Below are 23539 nucleotides of genomic sequence, written 5' to 3' on the forward strand. Positions count from 1 at the left end.
CAAGTCGGCAGTTCTGGGTGCCGACAACAGGAGTAGCGCCGGAACCCTCCCCACAGGGACCGGCGCTTTGTCGTGCCACGACCTGGTGCTCTCGCTGCGTGTAACCGGTTCGCCCGCCCATCCGATACAGGCGGTGACGAAGCTGGAGGACGTCATGGAGGGACACGACACGACGAGCGACGGCGCGGACGCGGTGTTCAGGTGCTCCCTACTCGCGCTGGGGCTGGCCGCGGCGACCAACACCGTGGTTGCCGTGATCAACGCGGTGACGTGGGCCTGGTGGACGGCCGGTGCCTTCGCACTGGTGGCTCTGCTGCTGGCCGGGGCATGGTCAGATCCAGATGGAAAACGCGCCGCGTGGAGCGGGAACAGGCGGGCGCAACAGATCCAACTCGTCGTCGGTGAGGTAGAGCCCGCCGCCCTCGTGCGCCGCCACTCGTGAGTGCGACCCCACCGTCTCGGACTTGTTGCCATCGGCCGGGGAAGCCAGCGCCCGCAGCACGGCCGTGACGATCACACCGGGCGCGGTCTCCGGTGGTGGGTCGGACAGATCCGGCACGCGGGTGCGGATGATCGCCGTGGCGTCGCCGATGAACACCGCCGCGCGGGCCTGCTGCGCCGGGGTGAGCTGTACTTCGGTGCGGGCCTGGACGTCGGCGACGGTGGCCAGTGAGAGGGGAGCGGACACGGGCATCCCGTCCCCGTCATCGGGCGTGAGCGGCCCAGGGTTCACCCCGGCGAGGCGAGTCCTGCGTCACGCGTGGTGTCGAGAGGGGCGGACCAGTCCGTGCGGTGGATGCGGTTGGCGTGGGCGACGTTGCCCACCGTCACCTCGGTGACGACGTCCACGACGATGCCGCGTTCGGCAGCAGGGGCTTTCCACCAGCCCGAACATCCACGGACACACGGGTGACTCATCTGGACGAGTACCAGGACGCCATCGGGATCCGTTACGGGTTGTTGCCAGGTCATCGACCCGGTGTCCTCGCATAACTCGCACTCTACGTCCGCCACCGACAGAGCCTTACACTCTCAGGTCCGACCCGTGGATAAAACCACCTTTTCGGGTGACGGCTGACTGTGTTGCCGGCCGGCGTCAGTCGGCGTTTCCGGGCTTTCCTGCTCCACTACCGGGTGAACTTGGCGGCCGTCCACCGGCGGCGCGTACCCCGATGTCGGTGGGCATCGCGCGCAGTGCGTCGATGGTGGTCTTGTCGGTCACCTCGGCCTCGCCGTCCACGAACCTCACGCCCAGGTCGTGGACGACGAGTTGCGGGTACTGGGGGCTGACGAACTTCACGCCCCACCCCCGACCGGGGCCGTGGTCAAGCCGGTGATCTTCCCGTGGGCGATCTCCGGCCCGTACTCCAAACCGATCTCGCCGTAGATCTGCGCCCGGTCCGTGCTGCCGGTCTTCGCGAGCGGTTCGGAGAACAAAAACCCCTTACCCGGCGACTCCAACAGGACGGGGGCGCACTGGTCGAGGCTGACCACCTGCACGACGTCGGTGGGCATGTACCGGTTGAGCATGATGTTGACCCGGCCGAAGTCCGTCTCGATCGTGGTCACCGCGACCCCACCGACATTGCGGGTCGACTCCTGGTAGTTCTTCTTGGTCACGAACTCGGTGGTGAGTTGCCGCTTCTGCCACGCGTTGCACATCAACGTGGCCGTCTCGGACACCTGGATGCCGCCGTTCTCCCAGACCTTCTGCAACAGGTCGATGACCATGCCCTCGGTCAACGCCTTGGCGGTGGCGTTGGTGATGACGTTGGTCCGGGTCGCGTCCAGGATGCCCCTGGTCTTGCGCGCGGTGCTGTTGGTGGTGGGTTCCTGGTAGGTGCCGGTCAGGAACGTCAGCTCCACGTCACGGGCGATCTGCACGAGGGCCTGGCGGGTCTGCCAGTCCATCTCCACCGCGACCGCGTTGCTGCCACCGATCGCGGCGGCGTTGGGGTTGGCCGCCCCGGTCCCGGCGAACATGTTCTGCGTGGCCTGCCGGGTGTAGGTGACACCGATCGTCTCCTGGTGGATTTCCAGGACGTTACGGTCCTGGCCTCGGATGCGGGTCTCGGCCGGTGGCGCGTCCGCGCCTTCCAGACGTTGGCGGGCGGGGTCCGGTGGGCGCAGGTCGTAGACGGTCCAGGTGTGGATGACCGCGTTCGCGCGGCGCCCGCCGGTCAGACCGCCGATCGCGGACAGGAACGGCGTGTCGGTCGGGGTCAGGGCGAAAAGCTCGCCGACGTAGTTGGGGCTGTTGTAGGTGTTGGCGATTGCTGCGATTCCGGGCAAGGAACCTCCTTACGTGTCAAAGGGAAGCGGTGGTTACCGTTGGGCGCGGGCCTGCTCGGCGAGGCGCTGGTTCTTCAGCGAGATCGCGGTGGCCCAGTCGCCGCGGGCTTCGGCCTCGCGGATCTGCTCGGCGACCCCGGACGGCCCGCCCGACCGCTGCCCCTGGGAGGGGTCCGGCGCGGGACGGCGGGGGCCGTCGACGCGCGCGAGGTGTGGACGCGCGGTGAGCACGGCCGCGAGGTCGGCGGAGATGGCAGTGGTGTCCACCGCGCCGTCCGCGCCGAGGTAGCGGTCCCGGTCGTCGAGGTAGCGGGGCGCGTCGCTGGGGTCGGCCCACCCGGACGCGGCGGCGCGGATCTCCGCGTCCACCGCCGTGCGCCGCAGCGCGACGAGCTGCGCTTCAGCGGCCGTGGCGCGCTCGACGGCCTTCTCCGCATCGGTCTTGGTCGCGGCCTCGATCTCGTCCAGCTTCGTGGCCTTGGCCTTGTGGTCCCGCGCGGTCTGCTCGGCGCGGGTCAGCTTCGTGCGGGCCTCCTCGTACAGCGCCCGATAGTCCGGCTCGGTGGTCTTCCCGGTGTCCTCGGCCGGTGCGGTGGGGGCAGGTGGTTCGGTGGCCGGTGGGGCGGTTGAGAGCGGCTGTGCGGGCAGTTCCGGGGTGGGTGGGGTGGTGATTTCAGACAGGGTGAAAACCCCCTTTTCGTGTGACGTGAACGGGACTGGGGAACTAGCGGATGTAGCCGAAGCGCTTGAGCTGGTGGACCAGCTCCGCGCGGTCATCGGTGGCGTTCACGAGCTGCGCCGGGGTCGGCCGGTTAGCCCGCGAGCGGCTATAGCGGGAACCAGGTCGCTTGGACAGGTCGCCGAGTTGGCGGCCCACGCCGCGCTTGGTGGTGGCCTCGTGGGTGAACTCGTACCCACCGGCGGTGTAGACCGCACCCTTGCGGCGGGCATTGACCACACGGGACATGTCCGCCCCGGCCCGGATCGCCTCGGCGGCATCAACCCCGAACGCCTTGGCCTGCTGGGCGCGGGTCATCCGCTCGAACAAGGTGCCCGGTGCCGCACTGTCAGGGCCGGTGCCCCATTGGTCGTGGGTGACCGGTCTCATCCCGCAGTCGCATCGTGGGTGCCGCAGGAAGCCTTGGCTGTAGCGGTAGAGCCGACCGGACAGGATGACGCACCGCCCGCACGCGGGCAGGACCACGGTCCGCTCGTACCCGGCGATCTCGGGCTCGACGATCGCGGCGACCTGCACGGCCAGGCGGCCGGTGTCGGCGACCTCGGTACTGACGTAGGTCAGCAACCGGTGCAACCCGATCGTCCGCGCCTCCGAGGGCGGGGCCCCGAGATCCAGCGCGCGCCGCAGGTACCCGACCGCGAAGTCGAGCAGCGGCGCGAGAAGCAGCCCGTTCGCGGCCATGCCCGCGAACGCACCCGCGACCAGCAGGCCGAGTGGGGCGGACACGGCCGCTGCGGCGGCCAGCGTGCCGAGCACATAGGCCTGCGCCAACCCTGCCGTCTGGGCTTGAGCCTGTTCCACGGCGGTGACGACCTGTGGCCGGACGTCGGCTTCCCAGGACTGTTCCAGGTCCGTGACGTCGAGTCGGGCCCACGCGGTCTGGGCTTGATCGACGGCTTGGCGGACGGTGACCTGTTGGGAGGTGTACTGCTGGACATCCAGTGGCGTCACGGGTGATCACCACCGGCCGCACAAATAGGGGTAACGGAAATCGGTGGATGCGCGACAATCGGCTGTGGCGGCCATCCCCCCGGCCGCCGTATCCCCGGTCGGGGTTCTCGACCCCCCTGAGCACCCCGACCGGGCGCAACTCCGGTCAGCGGCCGGTCAGTGCCGCTTCACGGAACAACACCGCTGCGTTCCCTTGCCGAGGAGCGGGAACTTGCGGCGCACCCTGCGCGCCGTCGACGGGCGGCACCGGGGGTGCCTGGTCGGCGTCGGGTTTCGGGCCGAACTCGGCGGCTTGGTCCTCGCCCGTGATCCGCTGGTAGGCCTGCTGGTCTTCGGCCTCCATGTCCAGGATCTGGGTATCGGAGTATCCGAGCGCCCGTCGTGCGGAGCGGCGCGGCAGGAGCTTGTCCGCCGAGTACAGCTTGACCACACCGTCCGCCTGCGCGGCGAACGTGGGCGTGGACGGGTCGACCCACTGGGTTTCGACCCTCAGCGCTTCCTCGGGAACGCGGCCGTCCCGCACGTGAAGGACTCGGCGGACGACCTCTTCCCAGCCGTCACCGAAGCTGCGTTGGCGGCGTTCGGCGCGTTTGATGTGGCGGGACTCCGACGACCGGATGCCGTCCGCCGACGCGGGGTTTTCCGTGGTGTAGCCGAGGAAGTGCGGCGGCAACCCCGACAGTGACGCCACCAGCCGCGACAACGTGTTGAGGGTGTTGTGGAAGTTGGACAGGTCGGCCTCGGGGAACTGCCCGACCGCGACCCCGTCCTCCTTCGGGGACTTGGACGAGGCCCACAGGACCCCGGCGACCGCTTCCCACGGGGTCAGCGGCTTCCCTTGCGCGTCAACGAAGTCCTCTTTGTCGAACCCCAGCGCGTACCGGCGGGGCATCGCGTGGAACTCGGCGCTGATCATCATGTCGGTGGCGATCTTGCACGCGGCATCCGAGATCGGCAGCACGCTCGCCAGCTCGGAACGCCCCAGCCGCGGGGGCGCGGTGCGGCGCCTGCGAGTCCGGGGGCGATTCACCAACGGGACGACGGGGACCGCGCCCATGCCGTGCTCGTCGCGGTCGCTCTCCTCCCAGACCCCGCCGCCGTCGTCGGAGGAGTACCAGATCGTCTCGTTGGGCAGGTACAGCGTGGCGTAGGCCTCGGTGAGCCCGTCGCCGCCCTCGTCGTCGTACTGCCGCTTGAGCGCGGCGCGAACCTTGCGGGTACGCGGGTCCAGGTCGACGTGGACGTCCAACGGGGATTCGACGGTGACCAGCGGCGTGGACGGCCGGTCCTCGTTGGTGCCGACGATCGCGAACGACCGACCCAACGCAAGAGCGTCGATGTGGGCCTGCTCGGAGTGCAGGTCCAGGCGGTTGGCCTGCCAGATCGCCCACAGTTCCCGGTCGGCCGCCTGCTCCCCGCCGAGCCGGAACCCGGTCACGTCCAGGCGCTCGTCCAACGCGTCCACGACGAGCTGCGGCCAGTTGATGACGACTTGGCGGACCCGGTTGTCCAACCGGCGGATCAGCTCCGGGTGCATGTACGACAGCGACTGTTCGCCCTCGTAGTAGGAGTCGAGCACTTCCAGCTCTGGGATCTGCGCGTTGTGCAGGCGAGACAGCCGTGTTACCCACTGCTCAGGCGACAACTCAAACTTCGTGCTGACCAGGCCGACCACCACCAGTTGCGCAATTTGGCGAGTTTGAGTCGATACGGTGAACCCATGTCGTCCAGTCAGATACCGCTGTGGATCACGTACTCGCTCGCCGTGATTGCGATCCTCGGGCCCATCGGTGGTGCCCTTATCGGTGGAACCATTACGGCGAAGCGCGATGATCGGCGTTGGGAGCGCGAACGCGAGCGTGAGGAACTTCGCTGGCAACGAGAGCGCGAACAACAGTTCGATGAACGTCGCCACCAACTACGCCTCGACTGGCGCGAGCGGCGACTGGATGTCTACAGCGAGTACCTGTCTGCCGCAGAAGCACTGCAAGAGCCGCTTACCGCACTCTTCAGCCTTTCCCTGACGCACGAGCAGATCGAGACGATAGAGAACGACTTTGAGCCGCACAGCAGGCGTGCAGCAGCAGCTCTCAAGGTCATCCAGGTCATCGGCAGTCCTGATCTCACCGCCATCTGCGTGAAACTACTTGGCGATGCGCGGTTCCACTTCCTTGAATTCAAAGGGCCGATGCCGGTTGAAGCCAAGTCTTTACGGCTGTCCAACTGGATTGACACCCGAGAGCAAGCAGTTCAAGCCGTTCGCATCGAACTCGATGTGGAGATATCAAAGAATCTGTCGGGCGAACCGCTCAACCCATCACCACCATCCGCCCTGACTTCTTGATCTTCTGTCCGCGCAGCCGCCAACCGCCCACGGCCATGGCCGCCGTGGGCACAGCATCGATCCTCTTGCCGGTTTTGCCACGTTCAGGCTTGTCCGGGCGGATGAGGTCGGGTTCGCCGGGTGGGTGGCGGACTTCCACGGAGTCGAAGCAGAACGCCGCGACGGGGTTGCCGTGGTGTGACCACGAGCGGGAGCGGGTCAACGTCATCAGCTCGGTCATGCCGTGGGTCATGCCCTTGTAGGTCTGCGGCACCGGGTACATCGGCACACCGGTCCGACGCTCCAGGCGTTGCCGCACCGGCTCACCCGACCACTCGTCGTAGGAGATGTCCGCGACGCGCAACAGGCCGGTATCGGCAGTGACGTCGTCCTCGATCACGTCGTAGTCGATGACCTCCCCATCGGTGACCGTGATCCAACCCTGCTCGACCCAGCGGGACACGCGGCCCTCGGTGAAGTCGTCCAGGAAGCTCACCCCGGTCTCCGGAAGCCAGAACCGCCACAGCACCGACGGGTGACCATCGATGCCCTCCGGCACGACCAGGCACCACGCGGTCAGGTCCAGCTTGGAGGCGAGGTCGAGCCCTCCCCACGCGGGTCGACGGGCCAGCGCTTCGCGCAGCCGCGCCGGGTGGTCGGTCTCGGTGCCGGTGCACGCGGTGTAGAGGTGCATCGGCATCCACCGCGTGGTCTGGGACACCCACTGGTTGAGCCGGTACTGCCGAAACGAGTTCTCCCGTGCAGGATCGTTGCGGGCCTCCAGGGCTTCCTCGCGCAGCGCGGACAGCGACAGGAAGTCCCCGAGCGCGGGGTTGGAGTGAAACCAGTTCTTCTCGTCCCACGGGTCGGAGTCCTCGGGCAGGTTGCGCAGGTAGACGAACCGGTGCGGCGCCCGTGACGGGTCGTCGGCGATCTTCACGCACTCGTCGTGCTCCGTCTTTGCGAACGAACTGGGGTCATCGCCCGCGGTAGTCGCCGCGAGCAGCAACGGCTCCAGCCGGGTGCCCATGCCGGTCCGCATCGCGGTCCAGAACCGGCCGTCCGGTTGAGTCAGAACCTCGTCGAAGATCACGCACGACGGGTTGGAACCGAGGTTGCCCAACGCGTCGGAAGGCACTACGACGTAGACGCTGTTGGTCTTCTCGTCCACGATCCGGGCGGAGTGCTCGATGACCCGCAGGCGCTTGGAGAGCACCGGGGACAGAGCGACCATGCGGGCGGCGACGTTGAACACCAAGCGGGCCTGGTCGGTGTCGCGGGCGCAGCCATAGACCTCGGCGGATTCCACGCCGTCGCCGACGAGCATGTAGAGCGCGACGAACGCCAACAGCTCGGACTTGCCGTTTTTCCGCGCGAGTTCGATCCAGCCGATACGGAACCGGCGCACGTAGCAGGCGGCTTCGTCATCCCACCGGACCTCACCGAACAGCGGACGAATGATGCCGTCTCGCTGCCACGGGGAGAGGATGAACGGCTTGCGTGCCCACCTATCTTTGGTGTGGACACAGATTTCGTGGCAGAACGCGACCGCGTGATCGGCGCGCTGTACACAGAGGTGGTCGCCTCGTTTGCGGCACGTCCTGCCATCGAATCTGCGTCCGCACACCGGCAGACGCGCCCCGCTTGTGGTGGTTGTCCGGGGCTTGGCGTTGCCGGTGCGCGCACCAGCCTTGGTTCTGTTCGGGTTAGCTGAGGAGGCGGCCCGCGCCTTGGCCCTGGTCGCCACGGCCCACCTCGACCTTGATCGCCTGCCGGTCCGACGGCGTGAGCCCGAACCGGGCGGCGAACTGAAGGAACGTGCGTTCGGCGTCGGACTGCACCATCAACGCGGGGTTCTTCATCAGCCCCGAGCCGCCTTGCACCAGCAGTGCGGAGCCGTTTACCAGGGCGGTGGCGTTGCGGTAGCGGGCCAGCGCCTCGCACAGCACGAGGAACGCGTCCACATCCCAGTTCGTCAGGACTCCGCGCTCCTCCAGGCTGGGAGCGAGCCGGTTCCAGATGTCGCGGGCACCCTCGGATGCCCAGTACGGGCAGGCGATTTCCTGCGTGGGCGGGACGGGTTCGTTGTCGTTGATCCGGTCGGGGCGGTCGCCGTGCAGGATGCGCAGGATGGTGGGCTTGGCCGCAGGTCCGCGTTTTCCCATGCAGTCACCACCCCCTCAGCACCGAATCCGGGGAACCGGGCGGTGTCGGAGTTGGAATGCCGGGCGAGTGCCGCAGCGGTGGCGTTGGTCATCGACCAACGCCACCGCGTGCCGGTCAGCTACCGCCGCTGCGGCCCCGCGTGGGGCTGGAGGCACGGCGGGTGAGAACGCGTCGTGCACCCGCGAGCATTCGGCCGAGACGTCCACGCATGATGATCACTCCTTTCCGGTGTCGGTGTCGGGCAGTTCGACGCCCAGCGCCATAGCGGCGGCGCGGCCGTCGAGGTACTTGTCTCCGATGTGCACCAGGCGGGCGGCCTGGAGGAACGCGTCCTTCTCCTCACGGGACTTGAAGCACAGGGCGAACCAGTACTCCGAGTCGGTGGCGAGCCGGAACCGTTCGTCCTCCCGCTTGGTGCGCTCGCGGAAGCCGATGGCCAGCGCGTCCAGTTCGGCGGCTGAGTCGGCGGCGAGGTCGCCGGTGTAGTCGACGTCGGCCAAGGGGTCGGGTTCGGGTTCGGCGTTGAGCTGGGCGAGCAGATCGGCCTGCGAGGTCGGTCCGCCGATCGCGGCCGTGGCCTGAAGTTGGGCGAGTAGATCGGCGTTGGGGTCAGCGGGCGAGGCCACGGCGGAACACCTCCAGATCGGCGAGCGGGAACCAGTCCAAGATCCGCCGGTAGTCCTCCGGAGCGTGCTGCCGGATCGGGTCGAGGAACCGGAAGTCCATGCCGTCGAAGCTGCGGCCGAACCACTCGTACTCCTCGGGCAGCGGACAGTGGTGGCGGGCGAGTGCGGCGCGGACGTCGGCGATGCGCCAGTCCCACACGATCGACACCTTGCGCAGGTGTTCGCGCTTGGGCCCGTGGGTGACCATCGCCATCCGCCGGTTCGGGGAGTCCGCGGCCCGCACGCCGTCGGCATTCCACGCCGCGGGCAGGTCGAAGTCCGTGCGGATCAGCTCGGCCAGTTCCTCATACGTGGGCTCGGGGAGTTGGGCGGCCTCGATGACCGCCGCGCGTTCCGGGGGCTGGAATAGCAGGCTGTTGAGCCACCGATACAAGGTCGGGTGCGGCAGGTTCAGGATCGGCACCCCGAAGAAGTCCTCGTAGAACTTCAACGAGTCCTCCACGAACCGCAGGTCCGGCACCAGGTACAGGTGGTACGGGACGACCGTGATCCCGGCGTCGCGCATCGCCAGCCACGCCGCCAGTGAATCCTTGCCTCGGCTGAAGCCGAGCAAAACCGGTTTCCCCTCGGCGGCGAGTTCGGCGCGGATCTGCTCGGACGGGGTGATCCCGTCGATGATGATCGGTACGGCGCACCTCCGGTGGTCGTGATGCGTGGCGCATCGGTGATGCACCGTGCATCACCGGGCGGGGTGGTTCAGGCCGTGGTGTCGCGGGCGAGGATTCGGCTGACCGTGGACTGCGCGACCTGCGCGCGTGGCGCGATGTCGTGTTGGGTCGCGCCCAGCTCGTATGCTTGGCGTACAAGGGATTCGTGCTCGTCCACCCAGGCGTGGACCTGGTCGGCGGCCAGGGCCAGGCGGTCGAGCACGGCGGCCAGTTCCCGCCCGGCTTCGCTGCCCTCGGGATTGGGTCGGCGGACGTGGGATCGGCGTTGCCGGAAACCTGGCAAGACAGGATCGGGCCTCAGTGGCTTGTGCCCTTGCGGACCGGTCAGGGGTCACCCCCCTGGGGTGGAGCGTGCCTGGTCCAGGGTGTCGCCTGGTCGGGGCTGAGAGCTGGTCTCACGGGCTGTTCCACCCTCCTCGGGTCCGGGGGTCCAGTGCGGTGACACGGGCATGGCAGGGACCACACAGCCCTCGGCCTCTACTCGGGTCATCGGGGTCCAGCCCAGCGGCCACCAGCTCACGGCGGGTCAGTGGCCAGTGATCGGCCACCGTGGGTGGTTGTCCACACGGGTTGTCCACATGCTGTGGACACCCATTGAGGTCACATCGGCACACCCGGTCACGGGCCAGCACTGCCGGACGGAAGCGGGACCGGTGAGCACCGGTATAGCCACGCTGCGCACTTGTGCCGTGGGCACGGCGGGAACGGCTCCGGCACGCGGGGCACGCACCCCCGGTGCCGGTGCGGTTCGGGCAACCGGGACGGGTACAGGAGCGGGAGGCACGGGCAGGCACGGGGAGCGTCCACCCCCGAGCACGGGACTGCCCCCGGCAACAGGTTGCCGGGGGCAGTCGGTAGAGGGCTAGAGCCCTTCGGACAACAGGGTCAGAGCGGCCTGTGCGGTGTTGCTGCTCTCCCTGGCAGGGAACAGGACGGCCATGTCACGGGCCCTACGGGCATCCTCGGTATCGGGCTTGACGGGCTTGACGGTCTGGGACCAGCACAGGACGGCCAGCAGGGCTGCCCATCGGGTGCCCTTGATCTTTTCGGTGAGGTCCACCTCACCCCGGAACAGCTTGCCCACCACCCCGGAACGAAGGTCGTAGAGGTCGAACGGGGCCTTGCCGGCACCGGGCTGCGGCTTGTCCTTCAACACCGTGTCGGCGAACGTCTCGAACTGCTGAACGGTCATTTTCTTGCGGCTCAGCTTGGTCGCGACCTCGCCGAACCCCTGCGCGAACCGGGTGAACAGATCCAGGGCTTCACTGGCCTCGGAGAGCCGGGTGTCGGAGTTGTTGTCCGGGGTCAACTCCACCCGGTCCGGCAGGTCCGGCAGGGTCACCGGGATCACGGTGTGGGTGCCGGTGTGCACCGGCATCACCCGGACCACGGAACCACGGTTGGGCACCAGGGAGTTGACCAGAACGGCCCTCATCTCCACGGTGTCCACCTTGCCCACCGGCACCATGTCCGGCACCCGGACGGTGGCAAAGGCACCGGTGGAGTCCCACAGCGGACCTGCGGCACCGGTCTTGGCACCGGGGGTCTTCAGGATGTCGGTCAGGATGCTGCTCCGGACCTCAACAGGCACCGGGTTGGCCTCACGGGTGGTGTGCCCGATGTGGCGGAACCCGAATTCCTCGGCCTTGTCCACCATGACCAGGGACCACACACCAGGTGCCAGCACCGGCACGGTGGTGTGGTCCGGCTCCACCAGGCCCTTGTCACTGGGGTAATCGGCCAGCATGAGGCACCCGGAGGTGTGCTTACGGCCTGACACCTGGTCACAGTCGGTGCACTTCCCGGAGGGGACCAGGGCGGCCATCGGCTGACGGGTGACACTCCACCCGGACACCCCTGCCTTTTTCAGCAGCTCGTTCACGGTCCGGCTGCTGTTGTTCGCCGTCGCGAGCCGCGTCCATACGTCCTTGTCCGGCCGGACCTGCGGCTCCTCCACCTTGGCCGGTGCCTTGGCAGGCTTAGCCTCTGCCTTGGCGGCTACGGGCTTGGCCGGTGCCTTGCTCCCGGTGCTCTTGGCCGGTGCCTTGCCCTCCACCTTGGCCGGTACGGCCTTGACGGGTGCGGCTTTGGCTTCCACCTCGGCCGGTGCCTGCTGGGGTACCTGGACAGGGGCAGGGGTCTTCGGTTCAGTCATGGGATTTCCCTAGAAACGGCCAGCACTCTTCTCGGGTGCTTGGCGGTTGGTTTAGGTGACACCCAAGACATTACCGGTCACACAACCCCTTTCAAGCCTTTTAGAGAATCTCCGGACAAAGTGACTACGAACGGCCTAACGTATATCCGGGTGATCTTCGACGTGGTGGCGCGGTAATGGAAAAGGGGCCGCGAACGGTGTCCGCGACCCCTTACCGTTCTCGTCGAATCAGTGTCACCTAAACCCGAGGGAACGCCTGACATCATGCCGCATCGCCGTGACCGATGTCGAGTCAACGCCTCCCACCAGCGAAGACGGTAGAGGCGGCATGGAAGCGCGCATATTGTCGAGGTGATCACCGGAAAAGAAATCGCAATCGCCAACCATTTCGGAATCACGGGGAGCGGATTTCTGCTCCATCTGGGTGATCTTTTGTGGATTCATTGTCCGGACATAGAGGAAATGGCAATGTGCGGAATTGGCCAGTCCGGGGTGTGGCAACACCCTGGACGGGAAACGAGAAGTGGAGTGAACAATGGCAGTGGAAATCGACGACCGTGGACCCCGGACGGAAATAGTCCGAGGGCGACGTGTGTACGGCGCTCGGTGGGCGCGCACCGCGGAGTTGGGCACGAAGGCTTTGGCGCGGCGGATCGTGCTGGATGTGGAGCACAAGTACGGCATGACCCACGCCCCGCTCGACCCGGACCGGCCGTTCGGGATCGCCGCGTGGGTCTACCGCAGCCGACTCGGCCGCGAGTGCATCGACTTCGAGGTCTACGGCATGACCGACCGCCTCTTGCGCGACCCGCAGTGGAGCGGACAATTGCGCGCCGACCTGGGGCACTTGGTCGCCCAGTACAACTGGGCCAACCGCGCGCGTCCGCAGGACGAGCGGTTCGGCGGTGGCGCGGTCTACCTGTGCACCGAGGCCGAGGAACGCGCCCGCGACGGACGCTCCGGGCACGTGCGGGTCTACCGGCGCTGGCTGGGTTGGCTGGGGCGGCGGTTCCGGCCGTACCTGCCCGTCGCCTGCGACTGATCACACCGGATACAGCGACGCCCCCGGTCAAACGGTGTGGCAACACCATCCCAGGGGCGCGCTGTCGGAACCCGAGAAATGGCGAACATGAATTCCGACGGACCGCAGACTAGCAACCCCGACGAGCACGCGGTGTTCCTCACCCACGACGTGCTGGAGATCGCCCGAGGAGAGTTCGTTCGCGCGGTGACCAGGCTCGCCACCCGACCGAGCCCGGAGGCGACCGCGCTGCGCACCGTGCTGACCGAGCAGGCCTCCGAGGTGCGCGCGTTGCACGCGCTGTCGGTGGGCTACGGGTGGAGCGACGCGATCCACCGTGTCACCACTGCCGAAGCGCTCGACCGTGCCCGCGAGCACGGCCACGTCGGCACCGACCTGGCGACCGGGTGCCCGGTGCTCACCGGAACCGGGCAGCGCGCTTTGTCCCGGTGGCGGGACTTCGTCTCGCCACTGCGGGACCTGCCCGAGTACGCGCCCATGTGGCTGTTCGTGCACGGGCTGGACGGCTGACTCATTCACCGCTGCTCCCGGTGTGGCAACGCCGGGGACGGCACTTCGAGAAAGGCACGATGATGACCGAACCTGTTACCCCCGCCCGCGACGGGCAGGAGTTGCACGGGGAGTTCCTGCTCCTCAAGATGCACGGCTGCCGTTCCCTGCGCCTGCGTGGCGGGGTCGGTGAATACATCACCACCGATCACGGCGACACGGTCGACTACGACGACCTGCGCACGACACAGTGGACGGCGGACCTGGTGGAACTGCCCGTGCGCTACTCCGACACAGCGGGCAGTGAACTCGACGTGGTCAACCAGCAGCACCTCATCGAGGAGTTCGGCGCGCAGGTGTTCGTCCACCTGCACAACGACCGCGACGGGGCGCACGGCCTGGCTCTGCCGGTGTGCCAGCCGTTGCCCGGCGACGACGCCGAGCACAGCGCGCTGTGCCGGTTGGTCGAGATGGTGGGCCGACTGCGGGACTACCCGCTGCTCGACGAGGACCGGCACAGCCGCTACATCGACGACAGGGCCGAAGAAGCATGGCGGTCGCACCTACGCCGCGACGTCATCAAGGCACTGCGCGACCTCTCGCCCGACGCCGAGGCGGACCGGGCGGTCACCACGGCCGGTCTCGACGCGGCAGACCCGATCGGAGCCGCGTACTTCGGGTTCGAGGGCAACGAGTGGACGGCGGTCACCTTGTCCCAGGTACGCAACGGGCGGCACGACCAAGCGGTCCTGCATGTGGCCGTGATCCTGTTCGGTTGGGAGGTCTGATCATGGCGAAGCTCGACGTGGACGCGGTGGTCCTGCCGCCGTTGCCGGTGCAGTACGAGGACTTCTACGACGGCCACGAGTGGCGCGGGGAGATGCAGGAACGCGGCTGGAGCGTGCCGGGACTGTGGGGTCGGTACGGCTGGGACCTCGGCAGGTGGCCGCTCACTGCGGTCGCGCTGTTCGCCGCACCGAAGGCGAAAGTCTGGGCCTACGTGACCTATGTGGAGGGTGACGTGGACGTGCACGCGTTCGACAGCGAGGACGAACGCGACCGTGCCGTCACCAAGGAAGTGGTGTTCTGGTGGCGCAACGGGGACGCCCCCGGTCCCGAGGACCTGCCGGAGTCCGGCTACTTGGAGCACCACCACGGCCCGTTTCCGGGGTTCTGATCGCAACGCGCTGAACATGTGAACTGAGGGGGACCGGTGACCACCGGTCCCCCTCTTGCATGTCCGGCCCCGGACAGAGGCTCACAGGACCGGACAGCGGCTCTACCGGGTTGCTCGGGTAGCGGGTCGGCACCGGCTGAACAGGCCTGTACCGGCCTCACCGGCACCGGACGGGTTGTCCCTACCGGTCACCCGGAGGCACTATCGAACCCATGTTCGACCAAGCAGCCCAGGAGCACCCCGATTTGGCGCGCGCGTTCGACCCCGCCCGGTTGGTGTGGGTGGACCTGGGCAAGGCTCACCAGGACGAGACCCCGCCGGACAAGCCGCCCTCGGCACGGGTGCGCAACCGGGGATTGCCGCTGTCGGACACCGTGACCGGCGAGCTGCACGCCTGGGTGCGCAGTGCGCGCGGCGGCTGGCTCGGGTTGGTCTCCTACGCCGTGCCGTGGTTCGGGTTCGGCACCATCCCGGTGAGGCAGCTCGTCGCGCGCGCCGCGCTGGCCGAGCGTCGACCCGGCGAGACCGAGCCGCCCTTCTGATGTGAGGGCGGAGCCCTCGCGGCCGAGGGGGGATGGTGACCGCGAGGGCTCGACGCCCGGTCCAAGGTGGGCGCTGTCGACACGCCTGGAGATGCCGAAAGCCCCGCCGCGCAAGGAGGATGCGAGACGGGGCTTCGGCGAACGTTTTTTGGGCACACGTGTACCCAGTCCTGTCATCATGCTCGCTGAAGCGACTGAAGGTCAACTCGAATCGGCCTCATTCGCACGTGACGCCGATCACGTCATCGTCTCGTGGCGGAGTTGGTCGTCCAGGGTCTGGGCGAGCTGCGCCCAGACGTCCAACGGCCAACGCTGCCCGCATCCGGCGCACACCGCCTCCACCTGCTCGGGGTCGATGCTCAATGCCGGACGTCGCACGAAGTCCGCTTCGTCGTCGGACCACACCTGCACCGTGGCAACCCCACACACCGGGCACGCCCGCCCCCGCAACGGGTAGCGGGGCACCGGGTCCAACAGCAGCCGCGCGGCACGCACCCACTCGGCCGCGCGGTCGGCGGCCCACAGCACGTAGTCGGCGGCGGCGTGCTGCCAGTCCTCGGCGTGCTCCCCCCAGACCTGTACGAGTTCACGAAGACTGCCGGGGTTGCGGTAGGGGTGCCGGTGGCCGATACAGGCCCGGCGGACCTCGTGGCGGATCTCAGCCAGCAGCTCCAGCGCGCCGAGGCTGGCCGGCGGACGGCTGCCGAGCTTGCCGGTCGTCCCTTCGCGCTTGCTGCCCGGTGTCACGGCCTCCTGGACCTGGGCGAGCAGCGGCAGCACCTCGGCCACCTCGTGCCCGTCGTCTTGGCGGTGCACGACGTAGAGGCCGGGCTGGACAAGTTGGTCGACGGCGACCTCCCACGACAGACGCGCAGCGGCGGCCTGATCGCGTGTCGGGGCGGGCGGAACCTGGTCGAGGTCAGGGTTGTCCTCGTCGTGGACGACCCTGGGAATGCCCCAGTGCGCGATGCTGTCGGCGTCGTGGTCGTGGTGGGCGGCGGTCATGCGGTGGCTCCTGGTGTGGTGGTCACGTCGGCGAGTCGGCTCGGGTGCACGCGGCTGAGCAGCTCACGGGTTTCCCTGCCGCCGTTGCGAAGTCGGGCGGTGCGACGGCACGTGATGCCGGGCAGCGCCCCGCAGGCCGGGCAGGCGTGGCCCAAGGCCTCCGTGGCGCGGGAGGAGTCGGCGCGCGTCCATCCGGCGGCGGCGTAAACGGCCGCGATGCCCCGCCGCCCGGCAGCGGCGAACAGCGCCCGGTCGTTGTCGGTGATGCGACGGCGCGGCGTGCGCGCCTCGGTCAACCGGCGCGCGGCCTTGACGCGCCCGATGATCTCGGCCGGGGTGATCCGGTCGGTGAGCTTGCCCGCCGCGAGCACGGCGGCGTGGCACTCCCCGACGCCGTACCCCGCCAACGCCAAACGCCACGCCCGGACGTCGGCCTCACCGGGGGCTTGGCCCCGGAAGTGCGCGACCATCGCCAACACCGAGGCGACCTCGGCGCGGCTCATCATCTGCTGGTCGAACCGGGTCGTCACCGAGCTCATCACGCCACCCCCGCCAACGCGGGCACGCCAACGAAGGACCCCGAGCCACCCGCGAAAATGTCCCTGCGGCCTGGGGCGAGGCCGAGCACGGCGGCCAGGTGCTCCGGGGCGGGGTCGTGCTCGCCGATCTCGCCGTCCTCGATCGCCATCCGCCGCACCAGCTCCATCGCCGCAGCCACCGCGTCATCGCTGCGGGAACGCCCCGCGGCCTGCGCGATCACCGGTGCCCGCATCGCCTCGGCTACCAGCTCCGGGAGCAACCCCACCCCGAGCCGCTTGCCCGCCCAGGTCCGCAGACCGGTGGTCACGTGCTCGGCCGCGATGCCCTCGCCCAGCAGCTCCGCGACCTCACCGGCCAGCCGGGTGGCGACCTTGCGCGTCAGCGTCGGCACGTGCTCGGCGACCAGCCGGGTGGCGTCCTCGCGTGTGCGCACACCCTCGCGTGCGGGCGCGACGCCCTGAACTGGAGTTTCACTCAACGCAAGAGGGACAACCACACCCTTCCCCCTATCCCCTTCCCCCTGACCCAACGCGGAAGGGATCTCCGAAGGGTTCTCCGAGGGGATCGGCGAAGGGTTCCCCGACCCCTTCCCGGAGGCCTCGACCACTGCGACCGGTTCCGGCTCGGACTGGCCGGTCGTCTCGGGCATGGTGAGAGCGGTCGGGGCAGACGCGGGCGCGCCTCGACGGCGTCCGGTCCCGCACGCGGCCTGGACCGCCGGGGGGATCTCGTGGGCGCCTGCGACGAGCGCGGTGGCGGCCATCTGTGGAGCGGCCCCGCAGCGGGCGGGCAGGCGGCGCAGCTCCTCGGCGAGGGCGGCACGCAGGATCGGGCTGGAGATGTCGAACGCGAGCCTCAGCGCCCCGGCGAGGGTGTTGGGCTGCTTCCAGATGCCGTCATTGCGCACCAGCGACCGGACGAGCACCTCTTCGGTGTCGTGGTCGGCCAGCACGAAGCGGGTGTTGTGCAGCTCGGCCAGCGCGGCGGTGATGTTGTCCACGGTGGTGTTGCGGCACTTCGACGCCCAGCGGCGCAGCCTCATCGGCAGCAGACCGCAGTAGGACAAGTCCTTTTGCGACAATAGGAGCAGGTAGAGTCGCTGGGCTTCACAGGACAGGTCGAGCCAGTCCGGGTCATCCCAGATGATGATGTCGATGCGGGCATGGTCACGCGCCACGGATGGTCCCCCCAATGAATACGTGGTGTGCGGGCAGTCGAAGGCGCGCCCGGATACGGGCGGCGGTGTAGGTGCTCATGGCGGTGCGTGCGGCAACCTGCGCGTCGGTGCGGCCCTGGGCGTGCAGCCAGGCCACGACCAGCTCACGCGCTCCAGTGCTCAGTTCCTCGGCCACCCGCTCGCCGCGCAGGCAACGTCGAGCCGACTCGGCGTCGCCGTGCACGGCGGCCGGGATCACTGGCCTAGGGATGCAGGGGCGTCCGCGTCGACCTGCTGGAGGACACGGCGGATCAACTCGACCCCGGTGGGGCGGACCAGCGTGGTGTGCACCACCCGAATCGGGTAAGCGGCCGGGGTGCCGTGCACCGTCACCACGAAGTGATGGGCGTAGCGCTGGTAAGGCCGGTTGTCGTCCTGGAGGACCCCGTGCCCGCGCAGCAACGCGAACAACGTGTTGCGACCGATCCGCAACGAGTTCGCCACCGCGCCCATCGACAGAGCCCCGCGGGCGTCCATGAACGCGTCATGCGCGACCACCTTCGGCTCCGCCACCGCCAGCCGATCGCGCTGGGCCTCCAGTTCGCGCTGCTGGGCGGCGGCCAACTCCAGCGCACCGGACAGGGTGGTCGGGACGGCGTGTCCGAACCCGCCCGTGTGGCGGATCGAGGGCAGCACCTCGTGGGTAACCCATCGCTTGAACGTCCGGGCCTCCGGACGGGAGCTGCGCAGGATCAACTCGTACAAGCCTGGCTCGTTGACCAACGACATCGTCTGTCGCAGGTTTCCCCCCGAGGTACGAAAAAGCGCGCCCTCGGGCTGACCAGGGGAAACACGGTCGCTGGTGATCACCTCGACGTCGTCGGGATCGACGTGGCGCAGCGCGTCGGAGGCCTTGCGATAGCCGAGCACGGTGCAGACGTCGTTGGCGACGAACCACGGGTCACCGTCGCGCAGCACGGTGCGGACGGGCAGGGTGCCGAAGCGGAACGTGTCGGCGGGCAGCACGGTCGAGACGGGAACAGGCAGGTCGGTACGCATGGCGAAGTGACGCTCCTTGTGGGATGCGTGAAGACGGGAAGAGACGGCGACGAGGGCGGGTGAGCCCTGGGCTATCCGGTGGGCTCGGCGCGGCGGTCGCGTAACGACGGCGCGGCGAGGTTCAGCGTGTACACGGGGATGAGCTTGTTTCCGTTGCCGCCCTTGGCATCGGTGCTGCGCACGTACCGGCCGGTCCCGACCAGCACCCCGGAAGCGAGCAGCCGCCGCACCGTTGCGCCGACCATCGGCGGACGCAGCCACGAGGGCAGGGCAGGCCGCCACCGGTTGGCGTGGGTCTCCCGGAACGGGTCGGCCAGCGCGTCGTGGACGATCACCTGCACCACGGCGGCCATGTGCGTGGTGTTGCGCGGGTCGGCGGCCAGCAGGGCGGCAATGTGGTCGACGGTGACCCCGTAGTCCAGCGGCAACCCGATCAGGTGTCGGGTGACCTCGGCGGACAACTCGGCCAACGCAGCGGGGGTGCGGGTCCGACCGGCCCCCCGAGACCGGTCGGACCGTGTTCCCGTGCTCACGTGGCCTCGGTGAGCAGGAACGTCCGGACTTCCGTGATCTCCTCGCAGTCCGCGAGGACTTCCGGGTGCAACGCCTTGATCAGCTTCTGCGACAGGGCCACCCGAAGGGTGCGCCGCCAGGTGACGGCGGGCCGTCCGGCCACCAACCCGACCTCGGCCAGGCCCAGACGGCTTTTGATCTTGCGCTGGAGAACGGTCTTCACGGACTTGAGTGCGTCGAGTTGGGCGTCGACCAGGTGCAGGAGTTCCACGCTGTCGGACAGGTCATCCAGCGCTACGGCAGTGGTGGGCGTCGCGGTGGTGGCGGGCTGGGATGCGGACATGGTGGAGGCCGCCTCCCTGGCGGCTGATGATGCTGTGGAGCAGTGGGCAACGTCGCTACGTCGCCGGACACCACATCCGATGTCCGGCCGTGGATAACGCGGCTAACCACATCGCCAGGAGCGCGGCCACGCCACTGAAGCCCTGAACTGCGAACACCCTCATCACCGACCCCCGTCGCCGACGTCTCGCCACCCGAACGGCCTAGTGGACGTGACGTTCTGTCATGTTTGCGGCCAGCCTACGCGCAACTTGCCAAACTTTCACCCACAAAACCTTGTTTCCACGGGCCGGAAAATCCCGCAGGACGGAAATTTCTGTAACCTCAGACTCCGGTAGGTAGCCCTGGGAACTGGAGATACGACAGGATCAGAGCGATTTGGGGGGCAGTTGATCATCACTGCGACAGAAAACCGGGTCACGGCCGATGGGGACCGGCGTGACCGAGGAGGGGTAGACATGGCGCGATCCGCCCATGAAGCCATCGACGGCGAGCCACGCGAGTACGCCTTGGACACCCTGATAGCAAGAAAAAAACCTGGCGTGAGCATCCGCCAGATCGAGCGCGACGCCGGACTGCCCGCGGGTTCGCTCGCCCACCACCTCAAGACCGCGCAACGAGGTGCCATACCCCGCATCACGACCATGCAACGGTTCGCCGATGCGATCGGCGCGGACTTCACCGAGGTCAGCAAAGCCTTCGCCGCCGACTCCTTCGTGGCCCCCGACAGCTCGTCGGTGATCACCAAGGACGAACGCGAGATCCTGGACCTCTACCGTCAGCTTTCCGAGGTGCACAAGGGTTTGGTGCGGGTCCAGTTGGAAGCGGCCGTCGAGTACGCGGCGCAACTACGCCCTGTCCCGATCGGGGTCAAGCGCTCGTAGCCCTCCGCAGTGCGACATATCTCACCGCAAAATTCGGGTTAGCGGTGGCGCGCGAAGGGGCCGCACCGGTTAAGTGGTCATCTTCACCCACTTGAGACCGCAACGGAGAGGTCACCTGTCGAGCCGCCGCCGGGGAGGGCCGTGCGCGAGGCAGAAACGACGCACGCCCCTGCGCTACCGCGCACCTGGGCCGTGCACGGGAGGAAAGACGTGGACGTGTACGTGTCGGCACAGGGCTACCCACTCGTGGCGATCAGGCTGACCCTCGAAACCCCCTGGGACTACGCGATCAACCCCGACGGGACCAAGACGCTCCTACTACGCGACGATCTTGGCCTCGAACAGACCCTGGTCATGATTGACGACCTCTTGCACGACCGCCACAACGGATGCCAAATCTGGGCCGATCACGTCCGGAAGTCCCTGTGCCTCGATCTGGGCATCAGCCCCGGACAGATCACCGCGCGCATGATCTACGAGCTGGCGCAGCACAACGTCGTGTGGGCCACCAGTGACGTAGGCGGCCCTCGTGTACCGGAAAGCCGGCAGTCCTCGGACAGCACTATCTGCTGACGTCTTCCTGTGGACACAAGCCAGTTTCGATGATGCGGGGACGCTTGAGCGCAGCGTCCTCGCATCATCTGTGCGGCAGCCCGGTCAGGCCGAGGTCAAGGAACTTTCCCGATGATCGAGCCAGGTCCGTGCGGCAGCGGCCATGCTCGACTTCCAATCGACGGGGTCGTGTCCAGCGATCTCGTCCCACATGCGGGCCGTCCCGCGCGAGAAGACGTCAAGTGCGTTGGGCTCGGCCTCGGCCCAGGCGGGAATCTGGTCGACCCATTTCTCTGCCTCTGCTGCCGTGTTCCCGGCTGCGATCAGTCGCACGACCAGGCACGCGGGGTCGATCCACGCCGCGCCGCGGGTTGGCCAAGCCCAGTCGATCAGGAAGGCGTCGGCATCGGTCACCAGCACGTTGTGCGGGTTGTAGTCGGTGTGCAAGAGCGCGTCGCCTCGCAGCAACGCCCGATCGGACTCGTCATCGATGTAACTGGACCAGCGCTGCTCGGCAAACTTGAGCGCGAGACCCTCGGGAAGCGTGATCTGGCCAAGATCGCGGACGAGGTCGACGGCGCGCTGGATGTCCGCCGAGCCGGGCGAGTAGTCGGCATGACGCGCGTCGATGTGCTGGAACAACAGGATGTTCCACTGCCCACTCACCACCTGGCCGATGAGCGGGGGAGCCACCTCGCCGAGATACGGCGCGATCAGGGCTTCACGGTCCTGCGTGACGACCCCACGCTGATCTGTGCGCAGTCCCTTGGCGAACACCTTCGACCCGCTGTGCAGGCGCAGCGTCGCGGCCAGAGCCGAGTTCAACCCGGCGGAGACGGTCATCGTGTCGACTACCGGCCCGACCACCTCCTCTACCGCGTCGCGAGTGCCGGGCGGAAGTTCGTGCCAGTCGGACCGGTGCATCGGGGCGGCTCCTGGAGGTCTTCGGACGAGTCCGACGGGAACGCTACCCGGCTCCAGACGCGATCCGGCGACTCGGCGCACGACACGCCAAGCCGCCGGTCCGACGATCAGTAGGGGTTGTCGTCGCTGGCGTTGCAGTTGCAGCGGTTGTCCTCGGACAGGACTTCGAGGTCTCCGATGAACAGGAGGGCCGGCTCGGCGAGTGGTGCCGGAACCGCCCCGGCCGCCGGGCTGGTGCCGATCGGCGCGATCTGAAGGTCCACGATCATGCTGTTCTCCCTCATCCGTGCTGGCAGTAGCTTGCCAACGGGGCTTCGGCCTGGCGGTAGATGTTGGCCAGGGGCATACAGGTGCCGCAGGTGCCGCTTTTGGTGCATCCCGAACATCCGCCCTGCCGGGTCAGCAGCGCGTCGCCGATCGCGTTGAGGCGGCGCAAGCCCTGTGCTCCCTCGGTCATGAGGTCGACGTTGGGGTCGCGGCCGATCTTGCAGATGCTCGCTTTGCCGAGCGGGTCGACGTGGTAGTGGGTGTGCCCGGCGTTGCAGCCGGTGAACACCGAGCGGGGCTTCAGGTGCGCGGCCGATTGGGACGGCAGGCTCTCGGCGCCCCCGTGGATGGTCGGCGACATGTTCGAGTAGATGTGGAACGGGAAGCCGTACTTGTCGGCCAGCGCGATCATCTGGTCGACTTCGTCTTCGCTGTCCTTGGTCACGATGAGGCTGAGCTTGACCGGCAGGTCCGCTTCCTTGGCAGCGTCGAGCCCTTGGATGAACTTCGCGTGAGAGCCGCGCCGCTGTGTCTGGGCGTCGTAGCTTTCCTTGCTGGCTCCGTAGACCGAGAGCGTCATCCGGTAGGGCCTGCGGGTGGTGAGCAGGTCGAGAATGCTAGGGTCCGCGAGCCGGGAGCCGTTGGAGCTGACGGTGATCATCATCCCCAGGTCGAAGGCCAGTTCGTAGACCTGCGGGAAGAACCGGTCGATCAGCGGTTCGCCTCCGGTGAGCTGGAGCCACAGAACGCCCGACTCGGCCATCATGCGCAGCAGCCGCTCCCGTTGATCCCAGGGCAAGCCTGCCGAGACCTTCTCTCCCAGATAGCAGATCTGGCAGTCGTAGTTGCAGAACAGGTTCAGCTCGTAGCTGCACCGCGCGAACCCGAGATCCGATTCCGCGCGGACCAGAACCGTGCTGCCGATGTCCCGGCTGCTGACGTCGAGGCTCCAGCACTCGCGCGCAGCATCCACCAGCCAGCCCGGCAGAACCGAGCTATTCGGCGCGTCGGCCAGCTCGCGGTAGCGAGGCGTAGAGATCTGCATCCCCTGCGAGCTACCAGGGCGC

Annotated in this window: 31 protein-coding genes; 8 read left to right on the forward strand and 23 right to left on the reverse strand. The window is 68.0% G+C overall.

All coding sequences use genetic code 11. The features are described 5' to 3' along the window. Positions 1-331 precede the first annotated feature (331 nt). The 7 genes from RM788_RS28860 to RM788_RS28890 all read right to left on the reverse strand — a co-directional run bounded on the left by RM788_RS28860 (position 332) and on the right by RM788_RS28890 (position 5627). On the reverse strand, positions 332-688 hold the full coding sequence (locus tag RM788_RS28860; protein WP_315920844.1) for a hypothetical protein: 357 nt from the start codon (positions 686-688) through the stop codon (positions 332-334). Between the two features lie 41 nt (positions 689-729). Then, complete coding sequence (locus tag RM788_RS28865) at positions 730-918, reverse strand: hypothetical protein (protein ID WP_315920848.1); 189 nt, start codon at positions 916-918, stop codon at positions 730-732. A 178-nt stretch (positions 919-1096) separates the two neighbouring features. Further along, positions 1097-1300 carry a hypothetical protein gene (locus tag RM788_RS28870; protein ID WP_315920850.1) on the reverse strand — a complete coding sequence of 68 codons (204 nt, stop codon included), beginning with the start codon at positions 1298-1300 and terminating at the stop codon, positions 1097-1099. After that, complete coding sequence (locus RM788_RS28875) at positions 1297-2292, reverse strand: SU10 major capsid protein (protein ID WP_315920852.1); 996 nt, start codon at positions 2290-2292, stop codon at positions 1297-1299. The genes RM788_RS28870 and RM788_RS28875 overlap by 4 nt, the downstream gene beginning before the upstream one ends. 33 nt (positions 2293-2325) lie before the next feature. Continuing rightward, positions 2326-3069, reverse strand: a complete 744-nt coding sequence (locus RM788_RS28880) for an ATP synthase subunit B family protein (protein WP_315920854.1) — start codon at positions 3067-3069, stop codon at positions 2326-2328. Next, complete coding sequence (locus tag RM788_RS28885; protein ID WP_315920856.1) at positions 3017-3982, reverse strand: hypothetical protein; 966 nt, start codon at positions 3980-3982, stop codon at positions 3017-3019. The genes RM788_RS28880 and RM788_RS28885 overlap by 53 nt, the downstream gene beginning before the upstream one ends. A 145-nt stretch (positions 3983-4127) precedes the next feature. Continuing rightward, complete coding sequence (locus RM788_RS28890) at positions 4128-5627, reverse strand: phage portal protein (protein WP_315920858.1); 1500 nt, start codon at positions 5625-5627, stop codon at positions 4128-4130. 75 nt (positions 5628-5702) lie between these two features. Here RM788_RS28890 and RM788_RS28895 point away from each other — a divergent pair, with 75 nt between their 5' ends. Beyond that, a complete protein-coding gene (locus RM788_RS28895; protein ID WP_315920860.1) occupies positions 5703-6326 on the forward strand; it encodes a hypothetical protein in 624 nt (207 codons plus the stop codon). On the opposite strand, the gene RM788_RS28900 is transcribed toward RM788_RS28895, so the two are convergent. The 6 genes from RM788_RS28900 to RM788_RS28925 form a co-directional block, all read right to left on the reverse strand. Beyond that, positions 6292-8052 (reverse strand): terminase large subunit, encoded by a 1761-nt coding sequence (locus RM788_RS28900; protein ID WP_315920862.1) that lies wholly within the window; start codon positions 8050-8052, stop codon positions 6292-6294. The genes RM788_RS28895 and RM788_RS28900 overlap by 35 nt on opposite strands. After that, complete coding sequence (locus RM788_RS28905) at positions 8012-8470, reverse strand: phage terminase small subunit P27 family (protein ID WP_315920864.1); 459 nt, start codon at positions 8468-8470, stop codon at positions 8012-8014. Before RM788_RS28905 ends, RM788_RS28900 begins: the two co-directional genes overlap by 41 nt. Positions 8471-8686: 216 nt before the next feature. Beyond that, a complete protein-coding gene (locus RM788_RS28910) occupies positions 8687-9097 on the reverse strand; it encodes a hypothetical protein (protein ID WP_315920866.1) in 411 nt (136 codons plus the stop codon). Further along, a complete protein-coding gene (locus tag RM788_RS28915; RefSeq protein ID WP_315920868.1) occupies positions 9081-9830 on the reverse strand; it encodes an adenine nucleotide alpha hydrolase family protein in 750 nt (249 codons plus the stop codon). The genes RM788_RS28910 and RM788_RS28915 overlap by 17 nt, the downstream gene beginning before the upstream one ends. A gap of 23 nt (positions 9831-9853) precedes the next feature. After that, positions 9854-10108: a hypothetical protein gene (locus tag RM788_RS28920; protein ID WP_315920870.1), complete on the reverse strand. Its 255-nt coding sequence runs from the start codon at positions 10106-10108 to the stop codon at positions 9854-9856. A gap of 579 nt (positions 10109-10687) precedes the next feature. Further along, entirely contained in the window at positions 10688-11980 is a 1293-nt protein-coding gene (locus tag RM788_RS28925; protein ID WP_315920872.1) for a DUF932 domain-containing protein, read from the reverse strand. A 592-nt stretch (positions 11981-12572) separates the two neighbouring features. Here RM788_RS28925 and RM788_RS28930 point away from each other — a divergent pair. The 5 genes from RM788_RS28930 (at position 12573) to RM788_RS28950 (ending at position 15230) form a co-directional block, all read left to right on the forward strand. Continuing rightward, positions 12573-13022 carry a hypothetical protein gene (locus RM788_RS28930; protein ID WP_315920874.1) on the forward strand — a complete coding sequence of 150 codons (450 nt, stop codon included), beginning with the start codon at positions 12573-12575 and terminating at the stop codon, positions 13020-13022. Between the two features lie 87 nt (positions 13023-13109). After that, positions 13110-13532 carry a hypothetical protein gene (locus tag RM788_RS28935; protein ID WP_315920876.1) on the forward strand — a complete coding sequence of 141 codons (423 nt, stop codon included), beginning with the start codon at positions 13110-13112 and terminating at the stop codon, positions 13530-13532. Between the two features lie 62 nt (positions 13533-13594). Further along, the gene (locus tag RM788_RS28940; RefSeq protein ID WP_315920878.1) at positions 13595-14299 is read left to right on the forward strand and encodes a hypothetical protein; all 705 of its coding nucleotides are present in this window, start codon (positions 13595-13597) and stop codon (positions 14297-14299) included. Between the two features lie 2 nt (positions 14300-14301). Next, positions 14302-14688, forward strand: a complete 387-nt coding sequence (locus tag RM788_RS28945; protein WP_315920880.1) for a hypothetical protein — start codon at positions 14302-14304, stop codon at positions 14686-14688. A 212-nt stretch (positions 14689-14900) separates the two neighbouring features. After that, positions 14901-15230, forward strand: coding sequence for a hypothetical protein (locus RM788_RS28950; protein WP_315920882.1), 330 nt, complete (start codon positions 14901-14903; stop codon positions 15228-15230). A 237-nt stretch (positions 15231-15467) separates the two neighbouring features. On the opposite strand, the gene RM788_RS28955 is transcribed toward RM788_RS28950, so the two are convergent. From RM788_RS28955 to RM788_RS28985, 7 genes are all read right to left on the reverse strand, one after another. After that, entirely contained in the window at positions 15468-16235 is a 768-nt protein-coding gene (locus tag RM788_RS28955; RefSeq protein WP_315920884.1) for a DUF7341 domain-containing protein, read from the reverse strand. Next, positions 16232-16774: a zinc finger domain-containing protein gene (locus RM788_RS28960; RefSeq protein WP_315920886.1), complete on the reverse strand. Its 543-nt coding sequence runs from the start codon at positions 16772-16774 to the stop codon at positions 16232-16234. Before RM788_RS28960 ends, RM788_RS28955 begins: the two co-directional genes overlap by 4 nt. After that, complete coding sequence (locus tag RM788_RS28965; RefSeq protein ID WP_315920888.1) at positions 16774-17952, reverse strand: serine/threonine-protein kinase; 1179 nt, start codon at positions 17950-17952, stop codon at positions 16774-16776. Before RM788_RS28965 ends, RM788_RS28960 begins: the two co-directional genes overlap by 1 nt. Next, a complete protein-coding gene (locus RM788_RS28970; RefSeq protein WP_315920890.1) occupies positions 17942-18190 on the reverse strand; it encodes a hypothetical protein in 249 nt (82 codons plus the stop codon). The genes RM788_RS28965 and RM788_RS28970 overlap by 11 nt, the downstream gene beginning before the upstream one ends. Continuing rightward, positions 18187-18990, reverse strand: coding sequence for a BRO family protein (locus RM788_RS28975; RefSeq protein ID WP_315920892.1), 804 nt, complete (start codon positions 18988-18990; stop codon positions 18187-18189). Before RM788_RS28975 ends, RM788_RS28970 begins: the two co-directional genes overlap by 4 nt. A gap of 71 nt (positions 18991-19061) precedes the next feature. Beyond that, positions 19062-19460: a hypothetical protein gene (locus RM788_RS28980; protein WP_315920894.1), complete on the reverse strand. Its 399-nt coding sequence runs from the start codon at positions 19458-19460 to the stop codon at positions 19062-19064. Between the two features lie 59 nt (positions 19461-19519). After that, positions 19520-19846: a hypothetical protein gene (locus RM788_RS28985; RefSeq protein ID WP_315920896.1), complete on the reverse strand. Its 327-nt coding sequence runs from the start codon at positions 19844-19846 to the stop codon at positions 19520-19522. A gap of 457 nt (positions 19847-20303) precedes the next feature. Here RM788_RS28985 and RM788_RS28990 point away from each other — a divergent pair, with 457 nt between their 5' ends. Both RM788_RS28990 and RM788_RS28995 read left to right on the forward strand, forming a co-directional pair. After that, positions 20304-20729: a hypothetical protein gene (locus RM788_RS28990; RefSeq protein ID WP_315920897.1), complete on the forward strand. Its 426-nt coding sequence runs from the start codon at positions 20304-20306 to the stop codon at positions 20727-20729. Positions 20730-20939: 210 nt separating this feature from the next. Continuing rightward, the gene (locus RM788_RS28995) at positions 20940-21302 is read left to right on the forward strand and encodes a hypothetical protein (protein WP_315920899.1); all 363 of its coding nucleotides are present in this window, start codon (positions 20940-20942) and stop codon (positions 21300-21302) included. An 84-nt stretch (positions 21303-21386) separates the two neighbouring features. Here RM788_RS28995 and RM788_RS29000 read toward each other — a convergent pair whose 3' ends face one another. The 3 genes from RM788_RS29000 to RM788_RS29010 form a co-directional block, all read right to left on the reverse strand. Beyond that, positions 21387-22205 carry a phosphotransferase gene (locus RM788_RS29000; protein WP_315920901.1) on the reverse strand — a complete coding sequence of 273 codons (819 nt, stop codon included), beginning with the start codon at positions 22203-22205 and terminating at the stop codon, positions 21387-21389. A 107-nt stretch (positions 22206-22312) separates the two neighbouring features. Further along, positions 22313-22474 carry a hypothetical protein gene (locus tag RM788_RS29005; protein ID WP_315920903.1) on the reverse strand — a complete coding sequence of 54 codons (162 nt, stop codon included), beginning with the start codon at positions 22472-22474 and terminating at the stop codon, positions 22313-22315. Positions 22475-22485: 11 nt separating this feature from the next. Beyond that, entirely contained in the window at positions 22486-23517 is a 1032-nt protein-coding gene (locus RM788_RS29010) for a radical SAM protein (protein ID WP_315920906.1), read from the reverse strand. Positions 23518-23539: the final 22 nt, after the last annotated feature.

The organism is Umezawaea sp. Da 62-37 (genome assembly GCF_032460545.1).
Classification (GTDB): Bacteria; Actinomycetota; Actinomycetes; order Mycobacteriales; family Pseudonocardiaceae; genus Umezawaea.